At 69.8% G+C, this 12,808-nt stretch carries 12 protein-coding genes; 2 read left to right on the top strand and 10 right to left on the bottom strand.

The window, feature by feature from the left end:
- Nucleotides 1-2 precede the first annotated feature (2 nt).
- The 5 genes from OG371_RS24860 to OG371_RS24840 all read right to left on the bottom strand — a co-directional run bounded on the left by OG371_RS24860 (nucleotide 3) and on the right by OG371_RS24840 (nucleotide 5,797).
- The gene (locus tag OG371_RS24860) at nucleotides 3-1,199 is read right to left on the bottom strand and encodes a cysteine desulfurase family protein (protein ID WP_329057477.1); all 1,197 of its coding nucleotides are present in this window, start codon (nucleotides 1,197-1,199) and stop codon (nucleotides 3-5) included.
- Nucleotides 1,200-1,263: 64 nt separating this feature from the next.
- Entirely contained in the window at nucleotides 1,264-2,628 is a 1,365-nt protein-coding gene (locus OG371_RS24855) for an MFS transporter (protein ID WP_329057476.1), read from the bottom strand.
- Nucleotides 2,629-2,895: 267 nt separating this feature from the next.
- Nucleotides 2,896-3,810: an IS3 family transposase gene (locus OG371_RS24850; protein WP_329057475.1), complete on the bottom strand. Its 915-nt coding sequence runs from the start codon at nucleotides 3,808-3,810 to the stop codon at nucleotides 2,896-2,898.
- Nucleotides 3,810-4,133, bottom strand: coding sequence for a transposase (locus OG371_RS24845; RefSeq protein ID WP_329057474.1), 324 nt, complete (start codon nucleotides 4,131-4,133; stop codon nucleotides 3,810-3,812). Before OG371_RS24845 ends, OG371_RS24850 begins: the two co-directional genes overlap by 1 nt.
- A gap of 377 nt (nucleotides 4,134-4,510) precedes the next feature.
- The gene (locus OG371_RS24840) at nucleotides 4,511-5,797 is read right to left on the bottom strand and encodes a helix-turn-helix transcriptional regulator (protein WP_329057473.1); all 1,287 of its coding nucleotides are present in this window, start codon (nucleotides 5,795-5,797) and stop codon (nucleotides 4,511-4,513) included.
- A 153-nt stretch (nucleotides 5,798-5,950) separates the two neighbouring features.
- Here OG371_RS24840 and OG371_RS24835 point away from each other — a divergent pair, with 153 nt between their 5' ends.
- Entirely contained in the window at nucleotides 5,951-6,856 is a 906-nt protein-coding gene (locus tag OG371_RS24835) for an NADP-dependent oxidoreductase (protein ID WP_329057472.1), read from the top strand.
- A gap of 709 nt (nucleotides 6,857-7,565) precedes the next feature.
- On the opposite strand, the gene OG371_RS24830 is transcribed toward OG371_RS24835, so the two are convergent.
- The 4 genes from OG371_RS24830 to OG371_RS24815 form a co-directional block, all read right to left on the bottom strand.
- Nucleotides 7,566-8,582: a lysophospholipid acyltransferase family protein gene (locus tag OG371_RS24830; RefSeq protein WP_329057471.1), complete on the bottom strand. Its 1,017-nt coding sequence runs from the start codon at nucleotides 8,580-8,582 to the stop codon at nucleotides 7,566-7,568.
- The gene (locus OG371_RS24825; RefSeq protein ID WP_329057470.1) at nucleotides 8,579-9,361 is read right to left on the bottom strand and encodes a GNAT family N-acetyltransferase; all 783 of its coding nucleotides are present in this window, start codon (nucleotides 9,359-9,361) and stop codon (nucleotides 8,579-8,581) included. Before OG371_RS24825 ends, OG371_RS24830 begins: the two co-directional genes overlap by 4 nt.
- A 164-nt stretch (nucleotides 9,362-9,525) precedes the next feature.
- Nucleotides 9,526-10,485, bottom strand: a complete 960-nt coding sequence (locus OG371_RS24820; protein ID WP_329057469.1) for an electron transfer flavoprotein subunit alpha/FixB family protein — start codon at nucleotides 10,483-10,485, stop codon at nucleotides 9,526-9,528.
- Between the two features lie 27 nt (nucleotides 10,486-10,512).
- A complete protein-coding gene (locus OG371_RS24815) occupies nucleotides 10,513-11,298 on the bottom strand; it encodes an electron transfer flavoprotein subunit beta/FixA family protein (protein ID WP_329057468.1) in 786 nt (261 codons plus the stop codon).
- A 243-nt stretch (nucleotides 11,299-11,541) separates the two neighbouring features.
- On the opposite strand from OG371_RS24815, the gene OG371_RS24810 reads away from it, so the two are divergent.
- A complete protein-coding gene (locus OG371_RS24810) occupies nucleotides 11,542-12,381 on the top strand; it encodes a DegV family protein (protein ID WP_329057467.1) in 840 nt (279 codons plus the stop codon).
- Here OG371_RS24810 and OG371_RS24805 read toward each other — a convergent pair.
- Nucleotides 12,359-12,784, bottom strand: coding sequence for a hypothetical protein (locus tag OG371_RS24805; RefSeq protein ID WP_329057466.1), 426 nt, complete (start codon nucleotides 12,782-12,784; stop codon nucleotides 12,359-12,361). The genes OG371_RS24810 and OG371_RS24805 overlap by 23 nt on opposite strands.
- Nucleotides 12,785-12,808: the final 24 nt, after the last annotated feature.

The following is a 12,808-nucleotide window of genomic DNA, read 5'->3' as shown; positions in this document are numbered from 1 at the left end:
GCTTACACCTCTTGCTTCTGGGTCTGCTTACGCATACCGGCGAGTCCCGCTTGCCGGGCTCGCGCAACGACTCCGCCGATCTCGCGCGCAAGCGCCGTCACATCATCCAGTGTCGACGTGTGGCCAAGCGAAAATCGGAGGGATCCCCGCGCCGCAGCCGCGTCGGCACCCATGGCGAGCAGCACGTGGCTGGGCTGGGCGACGCCGGCGGTGCACGCGGAGCCGGTGGAACATTCGATTCCCTTGGCGTCCAGCAACATCAGGAGACTGTCGCCGGCGGAGCCGGGGAAGGTGAAGTGGGCGTGCCCGGGCAACCGGTCACCGGAACCGCCATTGAGGATGGCGTCCGGCACCTCACGGAGGACGGCGTCGATCAGCTCGTCGCGAAGCTTCTCGACACGCGCCGCGTACTCTTCGCGGGCTTCGACGCTTGCTCGGACTGCCACGGCGAAGCTGACGATCGCCGGGACGTCGAGGGTGCCCGAGCGAACGCTCCGTTCCTGGCCGCCTCCGTGGAGCACCGGCACGCACGCCGTGTCGCGGCCGAGAAGGAGCGCGCCCACGCCGTACGGTCCACCGAGCTTGTGGCCGGTGAGGGTCAACGCGGCCGCGCCGCTCTCTGCGAAGTCGACGGGAATGGCGCCGACCGCTTGGACTGCATCGGTGTGCAGCGGGATGCCGAACTCGGCGCATACGCTGGCCAGTTCGGCGATGGGGCTGATGGTGCCGACTTCGTTGTTGGCCCACATCACCGTCGCGAGGGCGACTGTCTCGGGCGCCGATCCGATGGCGGCGCGGAGGGTGTCCGGCGAGACCCGGCCCTGGGCATCGACCTCAAGCCAGGTGATCTCGGCGCCGCACTCGGCCTCAAGCCACTCGACGGTGTCCAGGACGGCGTGGTGCTCGACGGCGCCGCACAGGATTCGGCGGCGCTCAGGCTGCTCGTTGTGACGGGCCCAGAAGATTCCCTTGACCGCCAGGTTGTCACTCTCTGTGCCGCCACCGGTGAAGATCACCTCGGAGGGACGGGCACCGAGAGCGGCGGCTATGACTTCCCGGGACTCTTCGACCACGCGGCGCGCTCGGCGTCCCGAGGAATGCAACGCAGAGGCATTGCCCACGGTGGACAATGCCTCGGTCATCGCCGCCACGGCTTCGGGCAACATCGGGGTGGTCGCCGCATGGTCGAGATAGGTCATCGCCCCCTCAGGGTAGTCCGCTCCAGCCGGTGACGAAGCCCACCCTGGTCGCCGAAGTGGCCTGTCACACCTTCCGCGGCCAGCGGCTGGTCAGGCGAACTCCCAGCGAGGTGAGCAGGACGAGAGCGGCGCCGAGGATCGCCATCGCCGCTGAGGGGTGGACGGCCGACGCGACCATGGCGAGGAGCACGCCGCCGAGGCCGATCAGGAGGGCCGAGCCGACCCAGTCCGCGAGCTGCATGGCCGAGGTGTTGAAACCGCGTTCGCCGTCGGGCGAGTACCTGAGCAGCAGGACGGAGATGGCCGGCATCGCGATGCCCATGCCGGCACCACCGACCGCGCAGATCACGAACGCGAGCCAGGCCGGGAACCAGGGCTGCGACACCAGCACGAACCCGGCCAGGCTCACGGCGACCAAGGCGAAACCGGTGCGCAAGGACGCTTCGCGGGACCAGTCGAGGAATCGGCCCTGCAGCGCCGAGCCCGCTGACCAGCCCAACGCGGTAATCGTCAAGGGCAGGCCGGCCATGGCAGGGCCGTAGCCGTGGACGGCGCTCATGGTGAGGGGCAGGTAGGCCTCCATTCCTGCGTAGGCGCCGGAAAGCAGGGCTCGGGAGGCAATGACGGTCGGCAGGCCCGGGCGGGCGGTCAGAGTGCCGGTGGGGAGGAGCTTCCTCAAGGCAGCGGCTAAGGCGACAAGGCCCGCGGCGCCGTACGCGATGGCGGCCGGTGACGGGTGTTGGGCGGCCCAGCTCAGGGCGGCGACACCCAGCGCGGCGACCACGGCGGGGATCACGCCTGCACGGCGGGCTGTGGCCGTCGGCGCGTGCGTGGGCAGGCGGCGGGCCACGACGACGAGCAGGGCCACGCCGATCGCGACCAGCGGGATCAGGCCGAGGAACACCCACCGCCAGCCGATACTGACGGTGATCAGGCCCGCGACGGACGGGCCGACCACAGCGGGCAGGACCCAGGCTGCGGCGTTGGCGGCGTAGATGACCGGACGTTCACGGTCGGTGAACGTCGCGGCGATCAGGAGCGACACGGCGACCAGCAGGAAACCGGAGCCGAGGCCTTGCAGCGCGCGGCCGGCCAGCAGCATGGGCATCCCGTCGGCCGTGCCGGCGACGAGCAAGCCGGCGGCGAAAAGCACCGGCCCGGCGATCAGGGCAGGAGCCGGGCCGCGGCGGTCGCCCATGCGGCCGGACAGCACCGTCGCCACCACGCTGGCGATCAGGAACGTGGTGAACGGCCACGAGTAGAGCGCGAGGCCGTGCAGATCCGCGACGAGAGTGGGCATCGCGGTAGCGACACCCATGTTCTCGAACGCGACCAGCGTGACCACCAAGAGCAGGCCGATTGTGGTGAGCCGATGCTCGCGGCTCCACAGGACGCTTCTTCGGGGCGGGGCGGCGGCCGTCTGGGTCATGATCGCCAGCGTGCAACCTCCAGCGCGGTGAAGGTCAATACGCCGGATCGACTATCGGGCGGGGGATCCGGGTTGTGGGGTGGGCAGGCACTGCATCGTGGAATTGGGCAGCGGTGGGGTGAGTGTTGGCCGCCCGGTGTGGTCTGTGCCGTTGGCCTTGGGGTGGTGGGCGGGCGCGCGGATGGGCTCGGCGGTATGACACAGCGGGTGCGGCAGGGATTGAGGGGACAGCAGGTTTGAGGTTCCCCCCGAACAGTGGACAGGTCTTCAAGCAGCTTTCGCTGCGCCTGTCAGGGACTGTTCGTAGCACACAGGATTGAGCATCCCGATAGCCGAGTGACGCCTCTCATTGTTGTACCGACCGATCCACTTGTCAACTGCAGCAACAAGTTCTGCCTTGACTGTGAACGTGTGGCGGTAAAAGTACTCGTGCTTGAACGTTGACCAGAACGATTCCGCGGGGCTGTTGTCCCAGCAGATACCGGTCTCACCCATCGACCGTTTCAACCCGTACCGGTCGCAGGCTCGCGCCGTCAACCCGGCCGTGAATTCCCCACCGCGATCGGAATGCAGCACTGTGCCGGCGACACCGCGGCTGCGGCAGGCCACCGCCGCGTCGATGGCCTCACAGACCATGTCAGCACCGATATGGTCGGCGACGATGTGCCCGAGCACGCGGCGGGAATGCCCGTCGCGGATCGCGCACAAGTACAGATCACCCTCACCGCAGGTGAGGTAGGTGATGTCGGTCAGCCAGACCGCGTCGAGCTTGCCCTGGTCGAAGTTGCGTCGCACCAGATCCGGCGGAAACGACGCCGCCGGGTCAACCACCGTGGTGCGGACTTTGAAGGTGCGGGGACTGATGCCCTCGATCCCGATTCCGGCCATGATTGCCGCGACGGTTTTCTCGTTCACTGTTTCACCGCGTGCCCGTAGTTCGGCGGTGATCCGCGGGGACCCGTAGGTACCGTCGGACTCGGTGTGTACGTCGAGGATCTTCACCGCCAGATCAGCGCGGCGCTGCCGCCGGGGCGTCAACATCGTTGCTGCGGAACGTTTCATGTACGCGTAGTAGCCGGACGTCGAGACACCGAGCAGCCGCGCCATGCGCAGGACAGAGAACCGTGTGCCCTCGGGTGGTGTGGAGCCGGCGGGCTCGTCGGGGCCGGCGTACTTCGCCATCAGATCGAACCTCGCGGGTTCTTCTGCATCGCGGCAAAGTACGCCGACGCTTTTACCAAGAACGCGTTGTCCTTCTCCAGCTCGGCCACCTGCCTGCGCAATCGCAGCAGTTCGGCTTGCTCTGCAGCTTCCAGGGGTTTCTCGCCGTGGACCCCGGCGGCGGCGATCCTCCGCCGTTCGTCTTTGACCCAGACACTGAACATCCCCGGATCGATCCCCAGCTCACGGGCAACCTCGGCGATCGTGCGGTCGGAGTCGATCACACGATGCGCAGCCTCAATCTTGTACTCGGCCGTGTACGACCGACGCTTACGAGGAGGCATAACGGACATCCTTCCAGCAGGACCGCAGTCCTGCTAGCTCGGTGTCCACCGCCCAGGGGGAACCTCAGTTTCGCGGCGTGGCGAGGTTCGCGGCGCAGTAAGCATTCGCGGCGCAAGCAAGGAGACGGGCCTACCCACAGGGCAGCGCAGTGGAGTCTGAGGCGAGATGGCCCAGCGCGCCGAGAAAACCCGCCGTTGACCGGCAGCCGAGCAGTGCACAGAGCTCACCAAAACGAGTCGAAAGCCAGTCACACGGCGCGGAGCCGGCGGGCAGAAACCTGGCGTGAGTTAGGAAACAGGTCGCCTGAGCACAGACGTACGCGTAGCGATCGGCGCGGGGCTCACGCGATCCGGTGGTCAGCGATCGGCAGTGGAACTCACGCCGTCCGGTGGACCGTGACCGGCTCCAGGCGCAGGTCGTGGGCGAGGGCGGCGGCCTGGCCGCGGGAGGTGACCTTCAGTTTCTCCAGCAGGTTGCGGACGTGGAACTTCACCGTGTGCTCGCTCAGCTGCAGCCGGTCGGCGATCTGACGGTTGCGCAATCCCTCCGAAATGCCTGCGAGCACCTCCAGCTCACGCGCGTTCAGCCGGTCCAGCGGGCGCAGCTCGGGCGGTTCGGCGGTGGTCAGCGGCAGGGCGGCGGTGATCGTCGTCCCCCAGCCGGGGACGGTGTCCACCTCCCAGTGGCCGCCGAGCGGGGTGATGCGCTCGGTGAGGCCCGGGGCGACGACGATGTCGGGGGCGTCCGGGCCGTCGTCGCGGACGGTGATGCGGAGGACGGGGCCGTCGAAGTGCCAGGAGGCGCGGGCACGGGTAGTGCCGGGGCGGTCGAGCGCGGCGATGACCAGGCCACGCGTCACCGTGCGGGCGGTGTGCGCGATGTCCTGCGGCAGCCGGCGGTCCTCGACCGGGCCGACCAGGTCCACCCCGACCTCAGCGTGGCTGACGACGGGCGCGAGCTGCTCCGAGAGCACCCTGAACGCGGCGCGAGCAGACTCCGCCGACAGCACTTCATCACGTTCCGTCACCGCGCGGAGGTCAACGAGGGCGCGAGCGGCCAGATCCGTCGCCATCTGGCGAGCGGCGCTGTCCCCCAGCCGGCCCGAGCGGAGTACCGAAAGCAGGGCGACGAGCGTCGTCGCGTGGGTTTGGCCGAGGTCCGTCACGGTCTGGGCGCGGGCGGCCGCCGCGGCGAGGTTCGTGGCGAGCACGTCGGGGCCAGGGTCGACGGCCCGCTGGCCGGCGTCCGTGCAGGACAGGTGCCACAGCCGGGCGGCGAGGCCGAGGTCGCGCGCCGACGGGACGGCACCGTCGGGAACCACGACCAGCATCGCCCCGTTGCCGACGGCCGGCCGCGAGGTCAGCAGGACAAGCGTCCTCTCGACGCCCGCTAGCACCCCCTCGACGACCACCGCCTCGCCCGCGACGCCGACGTCCGCGAGGCGCTCCAGCTCGGCGCTGGTCACGGCGTCCGTCACGGTCGTGTCGCCGGTGACCTTGAACGGACTGCGCGTGCAGTCGCCGGTCTGCATGGCCGCCGCGCGGTGCGGCAGCACGGCCGCGAGCTCACGCGAGAACCGGGGCAGCAGCTCGGGCCGGGGCGCCGAGATGATGCGCGTGACCACGTCGAGCAGGTGCGCCGGATCAGCCCAGGATTCGTCCATACGTCCACAGTAGGGACGTGCGCGGTGGGCCCGGCTACTCGTCCGGCTAGTGAACGCTGCTCGTCCGAGCGGTTCGGACGGCGACCGGGAACAGTTGACTCTAGGCAGGACGTTCGACCGGGCGTCCTGAATCGAAGGAGAGTGTGAACCCCCATGCGAGCCATCACCTTCGCCGAGTACGGCGGGCCGGAAGTCCTGCGGCTGAGCGAGGTACCGGTGCCCGAGCCCGGCCCCGGCCAGGTCCGCGTCGCCGTCCGCACGGCCGGCGTGAACCCCCTCGACTGGAAAATCCTCAGCGGCGGCATGAGCGAGGACAAGAAGCCGGACGGCGAGCAGATCCCGGGCTTTGAGCTGGCCGGGGTCGTCGACGCGGCCGGTGAAGGCGCGGCCTTCGCCGTCGGCGACGAGGTCTTCGGCTGGTCGGCCACCGGCTCGTACGCCGAGTACGCGCTGGCCGAGGCGATCACGCGCAAGCCGTCGAGCCTCTCCTGGGCGGACGCCGTCGCGTTGCCGGTGGCCGGCGAAACCGCGTTGCGCGTGCTCAGCCTGCTCGGCGTCAAGTCCGGTGAGGTGCTCTTGATCCACGGCGCGAGCGGCGCCGTCGGACGGATCGCGACGCAGATGGCCGTCGCCCTCGGCGCGACCGTCCTCGGCACCGCGGGCCAGCGCAGCCTCGACGACGTCAAGTCCCTCGGCGCGATCCCGATCCTCTACGGCGAGGGCTGGCCCGAACGCGTCCGCGAGGCGACGGACCGTCCCGTCGACGCCGTCTTCGACGCTTCCGGCCACGGCGTGCTGCCGGACTCCGTCGAACTGCTCGGTTCGCAGGAGCGAGTGGTGACCATCGCGGACCCGGCCGCGTTCCAGCTCGGCCTGACGTTCTCCGCAGGTGGCAGCGACGGGCAGAGCACCGAGGTGCTGAACACGATCCTGGAGCACGTCCAGCGCGGGCTGCGGATCGCCCAGGGGAGGAGCTACCCGCTGGCCGACGCGGCCGACGCCCTGCGCGAAAGCCTGGACGGTCACCCGGGCGGCAAGATCACTCTCGCCGTTTCCTGACGACGCCGGGAACGGCTCGCCCGGCCGAACGAGGATTCGGCCGGGCGGCGCGACACCGGCGGCAACTGGACGACGGGGGTTGGGCGCAGTCCGGCAAATAGTCATGTCCGGAGAGCCGGCGTCCGGCAAACAGCCAAGCTCGTCAACCCGCTGGCCCGGCAAGTAGTCATGTCCGATAAGCCGACGTCCGGCAAGTAGTGAAGGCCGGGAAGGCGTTAGTCCGGCAAGCGGGCAGATCTGGTCATCCGCCGCCCGGCAACAGCCAAGTCCGGCAACCCGCCGAGCCGGCAAGCGGCTAGGCCCAGCCAGTCGCCGGCCCGGCAAACGGCTAAGTCCAGCAAGCCACCGATCCGGCGAACGGCTAAGTCCACCAAGCCGATGGCCCGGCACACAGCCCGGCTCAGCAAGCCGCTAGTCCGGGTACGCAGGCGAGCCCAGCAAGCCGCCGGTCTGGCAAGGAGCCGGTCCGGGAAGCCGCCGATCAAGCAGTCGGAGTGGCGTTCGGACGGGCCTTCGGAGCAACCGCGGAGCTGATGCCAGTCCGCGCGGCCGGAGCCGGAACACGCACCGGACGGGTGACCCGCGCAGCTACCCGAGCGGACACCGGACAGCTCCCGAACCGAGCGTCACGCGGAGGGCCGAGTGGGTAGTCGGAGTGACAACCGGAGCAGTCACCGCGCCGACAGCAGACCCAACCGCAGGACAGGCATCAACCGGCAGAACCGACCACAGGATGGGCGCCAACCGCAGAGCCGACCGCGGGACGGGCACCAGCAGCAGTACCGACGCCAGCACCAACCGCAGAGCCGACCGCGGGACGAGCACCAGCCGCAGAACCGACACCAGCACCAACCGCAGGACCCCCCGTCGGCGTGGTCGCCACGCGGCGACGGCGTTGTGGCGGGATCCGGACCGTCCCGAGTGCCGAATGGACCGAAGCCTCCGCCAGCCCGGCCAGCGACCGTCGGTCCTCCGCACGGCCCGGCGCGATCTCCGGGCAGACATGGACCTCCAGCACCAGCCCGCGGAGCGCGGCCACCCGGCGCAGCGACGCGATCAGCGACTCCGGCCCCACGAACGACGGGCGGCTGGTCTCGCGGCCGTCCGACAGGCGGTAGCGCAGCGCGATCGGGCGGACGGGCACGCCGCCGTCGATGGCGGCCTGGAAGGTGGCCGTCGTGAAGCGGCCGGAGGCCAGGCCGCACCAGGTGGTGCCTTCCGGGGTGACGTTGACGAGTGAGCCGGAGCGCAGGGCCTCCGCGAGTTCCGTCATCGTGCCGGGCAGCGTGCGCAGGCGGGTCCGGTCCAGGAAGATGCTGCCGCCGCGGCGGACCAGCGTGCCCAGGACCGGCCAGCCGCCGATTTCGACCTTCGCGAGGGCGCGCATCGGGCGCAGCGCGTTGATCGCGACGATGTCCAGCCACGAGATGTGGTTGTTCACCACCAGCGCGCCGCGGCCGGCGGGCGCGGCCAGGAAGTCCGCGCCACCGTGCACCGACAGCTTCACCCCGAAAGACCGCAGCACGGCGCGGAAGATGGTGCGCACCAACCGTTCCCGGCCGCGTCCGCGCAGCACGAGCAGCAGCGGCGCCGTCAGCAATGCCGCCACGACAACGGAAATCGCGCAGCTGAACCGCAGCACCCGGCGCGGGAGGCCGACCGTCGGCCCGTCCTCGGTGAGGCAGCCGTCGCCACACGGCGACGTCGGCATCCAGGCGTGGCTCACGACTGGACCCCGAGGAAGAACTTGAGGTACCGCTCGTCCACCTGGTGCAGGTCGAGCAGCACGAAGAAGTCCGCGACGCCGAAGTCCGCGTCGAGCGCCGGCGGGCCGCAGACCTTCGCGCCCAGCCGCAGATAACCCTTGATCAGCGGCGGCAGCACCGCGCGGTCCGGGCGCGCGACGCTGTCGACCTGCCACGGGTGCAGCGGCGAAACGCGAGTGGCCTCGTCCGAATAGTGCTTGGCGCGCACCAGGTCCCAGACGCCCGCGGCGTAGCTGCCGCCGCCGGTCAGCGGGACCGACGCGCAGCCGGCGAGGTAACGGTGGCCCGAAAGCAGCATGTAGCGCGCGATGCCGGCCCACACCAGGCCGACGACCGCGCCGCTGCGGTGGTCCGGGTGCACGCACGAACGGCCGGTTTCGACCAGCGACGGGCGCAGTCCGGTGAGCGCCGTCAGGTCGAATTCGCTGTCGGAGTAAAGGCTTCCGGCCTGCACGGCGCGCTCCGGCGGCAGCATCCGGTAGCAGCCGACGATCTCACCGGTCCGGTCGTCGCGCACCACGAGGTGGTCGCAGAACTCGTCGAAGTGGTCGACGTCCAAGCCGGGTTCCGGGGAATTGAGGTGCGCGCCCATCTCCTCGGCGAAGACCTCGTACCGCAGTTTTTGCGCGGCCACCACTTCTTGGTTCCCGTGGGCGACGAGGAGGGAGTAGCGCGGCGCGTCTGCCGGAAGCTCGGCACCGGCCTGATCAGTGCTGACGAGGAGCTGTGACGACGTCATGGTCAAGGTGTACCCGCCACCCGGAAACCGCGGAGAGTGCGAATCGATGACCGATCAGTGCACGTTGAGTTAATTGAGGGTTTTCTCCCCCGGCCCGGAAACGCCGAAGGCCGCCAGGGCGGACCCTGGCGGCCTTCGGAGCGGGAAAACCGCAGCGGGAAAACTCAGCCCTTGCGCTTGTCCACGGCCTCGGTCAGCTGCGGCGCGACGTTGAACAGGTCGCCCACGATGCCGAAGTCGGCGATCTCGAAGATCGGGGCCTCGGCGTCCTTGTTGACGGCGATGATCGTCTTCGAGGTCTGCATGCCGGCGCGGTGCTGGATCGCGCCGGAGATGCCGAGCGCGATGTACAGCTGCGGCGACACGGTCTTGCCGGTCTGGCCCACCTGGAACTGCGCCGGGTAGTAGCCGGAGTCGACCGCGGCACGCGACGCGCCCACGGCCGCGCCGAGCGAGTCGGCCAGCTTCTCGACGACGTCGAACTTCTCCGCCGAGCCGACGCCACGGCCACCGGAGACGACGATCGACGCCTCGGTGAGCTCCGGCCGGTCGCCGCCGACGATCGGCTCGACGCCGGTCACCTTGGCGGACTTCGCCGGGTCCTGCTCCGGCAGTTCGACGGTCTCTTCCGCCGCCGCGCCCTCGGCCGCCTCGGCCTCGACCGCGCCCGGGCGCACCGAGATCACCGGGGAACCCTTGGCGGACTTGGACTTCACCGAGAACGCGCCACCGAAGATGGACTGGTCCACGGAGCCGTCGGCGTTCACGCCCACGGCGTCGTACAGCAGGCCGGAGCCGAGCCGGACGGCGACGCGAGCGGCCACCTCCTTGCCCTCGGCGCTGGCCGCGACGAGCACGGCCGCCGGCGAGACCTGCTCGGCGAGCTTCGCCAGCACGTCCACCTTCGGGGTCACCAGGAAGCCGGTGGCGGCGTCGCCCTCGGCGGCGTACACCTTCGCGGCGCCGTGGCCGGCCAGCGCCGCCTTGGCCTTGGCCGCGGTGCCGGTCGGGCCCACCACCACGGCGGAGGGCTCGCCCAGCGCGCGGGCCGCGGTCAGCAGCTCGAGCGTGACCTTCTTGACATCACCGTCGACGTGGTCGACGAGGACGAGTACTTCAGCCATTTCTAGAATCCTCCTCGAAACCGTGTCTCAGATGAGCTTCTGCGCGACCAGGTACTCGGCGACCTTCGTGCCGCCGTCACCCTCGTCCTCGACCTTCTCGCCCGCGGTGCGCGGCGGCTTCGGGGAGGATTCGACGACGGTGGACCACGCGTTGGCGAGGCCGACCTCGCCCGCGTCGATGCCCAGGTCGGCGATGGTCAGCGTCTCGACCGGCTTCTTCTTCGCGGCCATGATGCCCTTGAAGGACGGGTAGCGCGGCTCGTTGATCTTCTCGCCGACGCTCACCAGCGCGGGCAGGCTCGCCTCGAGGTGGGTGATGCCGTCCTCGGTCTCGCGGTCGGCCTTCACGGTGGTGCCCTCGACGCTCAGCTGGCGCACGTAGGTCAGCTGCGGCAGGCCGAGCAGCTCGGCGACGATCGCGGGCACGGCGGCACCGCGGCCGTCGGAGGCCTCGTTGCCGGCGATGATCAGGTCGTAACCTTCGACCTTGCCGATCGCGGCGACCAGCACCTTGGCGGTGGCGATCGCGTCGGAGCCGTGCAGGGCCTCGTCGGAAACGTGGACGGCCTTGTCGGCGCCCATGGACAGCGCCTTGCGGATCGCGTCGGTGGCGCGGTCGGGGCCGACGGAGATCACCGTGACCTCGCCCTCACCCGCCTCCTTGATCTTCAGGGCCTCTTCGACGGCCTTCTCGTTGATCTCGTCGAGCACGGCGTCGGCTGATTCACGGTCAAGGGTGTTGTCGGCACCGGAGAGCTTCCGCTCCGAGTAGGTGTCCGGTACCTGCTTGACCAGGACAACGATGTTCGTCATAGGTCTTCTTCGACCTCCCGGTAGGGGCCGGCTTTCGGCCGCGGGACAGTGCTCTACTGGCCGGTAGATTAGGGCCATTCGAGCGACCGGACCCGCCGAGGTGACGGCATTCACCTGGATGAGCAATCTATTGGGACCATAGTCCCGGTAGTCGGTCGATTAACCCGCACAGCACACCGCTCGCCCGATCGGAGCAACGGTGGCCTACGGGCAGTAGGCCGATAGGCATTAACCTCCCCCACCATGTCCGCGCACATCGCCGTAGTCACCGACTCGACCTCGTGCCTGCCCGATCAGCTCGCCGCCCGTTGGGGCATCGGAGTCGTGCAGGTCCAGCTGCACGCAGGGGACGTCACGGACGACGAGCACCGGTTCGATCGCAGTCAGCTCATCGACGCCATGAAGGCCGGCCGGCCGGTCAGCACGTCGCCACCCGATCCGGGGGCGTTCTTCTGGACCTACCAGGACGCCGCGTCCAGTGGCGCTTCGGCGATCGTGAGCATGCACATCTCCGGCCGCCTCTCCGCGACCGTCCAAGCCGCCCGCGAAGCCGCGCAGCAGGTCCGCATCCCCGTCCACATCATCGACAGTGGCACGGCCAGCATGAGCCTGGGCTTCGCGGCGGTGTCCGCCGCGCGCGTCGCCGGCGCCGGCGGCCAGCTGGAACGTGTGCTCGAAGCCGCCGAACGACGCGTTCGCGGCTCCACCGAACTGATCTACGTCGACACCCTCGAATACCTGCGGCGCACCGGACGCGTCGGCGCCGCCCAGTCGCTGCTGGGCAACGCGTTCTCGATCAAGCCGCTGCTCACTGTCCGCAACGGCGAGATCGGCCCGCTCGCCCGGGTCCCGGGCACGAAAAGAGCCATGAACCGGCTCGTCGAGCTCGCCGTGCGGGCGGCCGGCGACCGGAAGGTGGACCTCGCGATCACGCGGTTCGGCTCCGACGAGCGCGAGGTCGTCCGGCGGCTGAAGCAGGAGATTCCGGACATCGCCGACGTGATCGTCGGCGACGCCAGCACGGTGATCGGCGCCCACGTCGGCCCCGGCGCGATGAGCATCACGGTGTCGCCGGTGAACTGACCCGCCGGCCCGGCAGGAGCAGCGTCACGACCGGGAGCACCAGGCTCGCCGACAAGGTTCCGATGATCAGCACCCGGTCGAGCTGCTCGAAGTGCGACACGTGGCCGAGGTGGTAGATCAAGTGCGGCACGGCGAACAGCAGCGTCGCCACCGAGGCCAGCCGCGCGAGCGCTGTGGTGCCGATCACGGCGGCGCCGATCAGCGTCGCCGCGAGCGCGAGGTTGAGCCCGCCGAAGTCGCGGATCAGGTGCTCGTTGAACGGTCCGTCCATCGAGACCCAGCCGGTCCGGAAGCCGGGAAAGTCCTGGTAGAAGCCGATCGGCGTGATCAGTGGCCAGAGCCCCGGCACTCCCTCGGCGACGCCGAGCAGGAGCAGCAGTACGCGGGTGAGGGTTCGTTGCATGGGCGGGGAACGAGACGGCCGCGC

Origin of the sequence: Amycolatopsis sp. NBC_01480 (assembly GCF_036227205.1) — a bacterium.
GTDB lineage: Bacteria > Actinomycetota > Actinomycetes > Mycobacteriales > Pseudonocardiaceae > Amycolatopsis.
Note: the sequence above shows the minus strand (reverse complement) of the source record. Positions and strands in the feature narration are given on the sequence as shown.

What these genes read in the sequence shown, in the direction of transcription:
- OG371_RS24860 (WP_329057477.1), bottom strand. Translation starts at nt 1,199, where the DNA reads ATGACCTATCTCGACCATGCGGCGACCACCCCGATGTTGCCCGAAGCC.
- OG371_RS24855 (WP_329057476.1), bottom strand. Translation starts at nt 2,628, where the DNA reads ATGACCCAGACGGCCGCCGCCCCGCCCCGAAGAAGCGTCCTGTGGAGC.
- OG371_RS24850 (WP_329057475.1), bottom strand. Translation starts at nt 3,810, where the DNA reads ATGGCGAAGTACGCCGGCCCCGACGAGCCCGCCGGCTCCACACCACCC.
- OG371_RS24845 (WP_329057474.1), bottom strand. Translation starts at nt 4,133, where the DNA reads ATGCCTCCTCGTAAGCGTCGGTCGTACACGGCCGAGTACAAGATTGAG.
- OG371_RS24840 (WP_329057473.1), bottom strand. Translation starts at nt 5,797, where the DNA reads ATGGACGAATCCTGGGCTGATCCGGCGCACCTGCTCGACGTGGTCACG.
- OG371_RS24835 (WP_329057472.1), top strand. Translation starts at nt 5,951, where the DNA reads ATGCGAGCCATCACCTTCGCCGAGTACGGCGGGCCGGAAGTCCTGCGG.
- OG371_RS24825 (WP_329057470.1), bottom strand. Translation starts at nt 9,361, where the DNA reads ATGACGTCGTCACAGCTCCTCGTCAGCACTGATCAGGCCGGTGCCGAG.
- OG371_RS24820 (WP_329057469.1), bottom strand. Translation starts at nt 10,485, where the DNA reads ATGGCTGAAGTACTCGTCCTCGTCGACCACGTCGACGGTGATGTCAAG.
- OG371_RS24815 (WP_329057468.1), bottom strand. Translation starts at nt 11,298, where the DNA reads ATGACGAACATCGTTGTCCTGGTCAAGCAGGTACCGGACACCTACTCG.
- OG371_RS24810 (WP_329057467.1), top strand. Translation starts at nt 11,542, where the DNA reads ATGTCCGCGCACATCGCCGTAGTCACCGACTCGACCTCGTGCCTGCCC.
- OG371_RS24805 (WP_329057466.1), bottom strand. Translation starts at nt 12,784, where the DNA reads ATGCAACGAACCCTCACCCGCGTACTGCTGCTCCTGCTCGGCGTCGCC.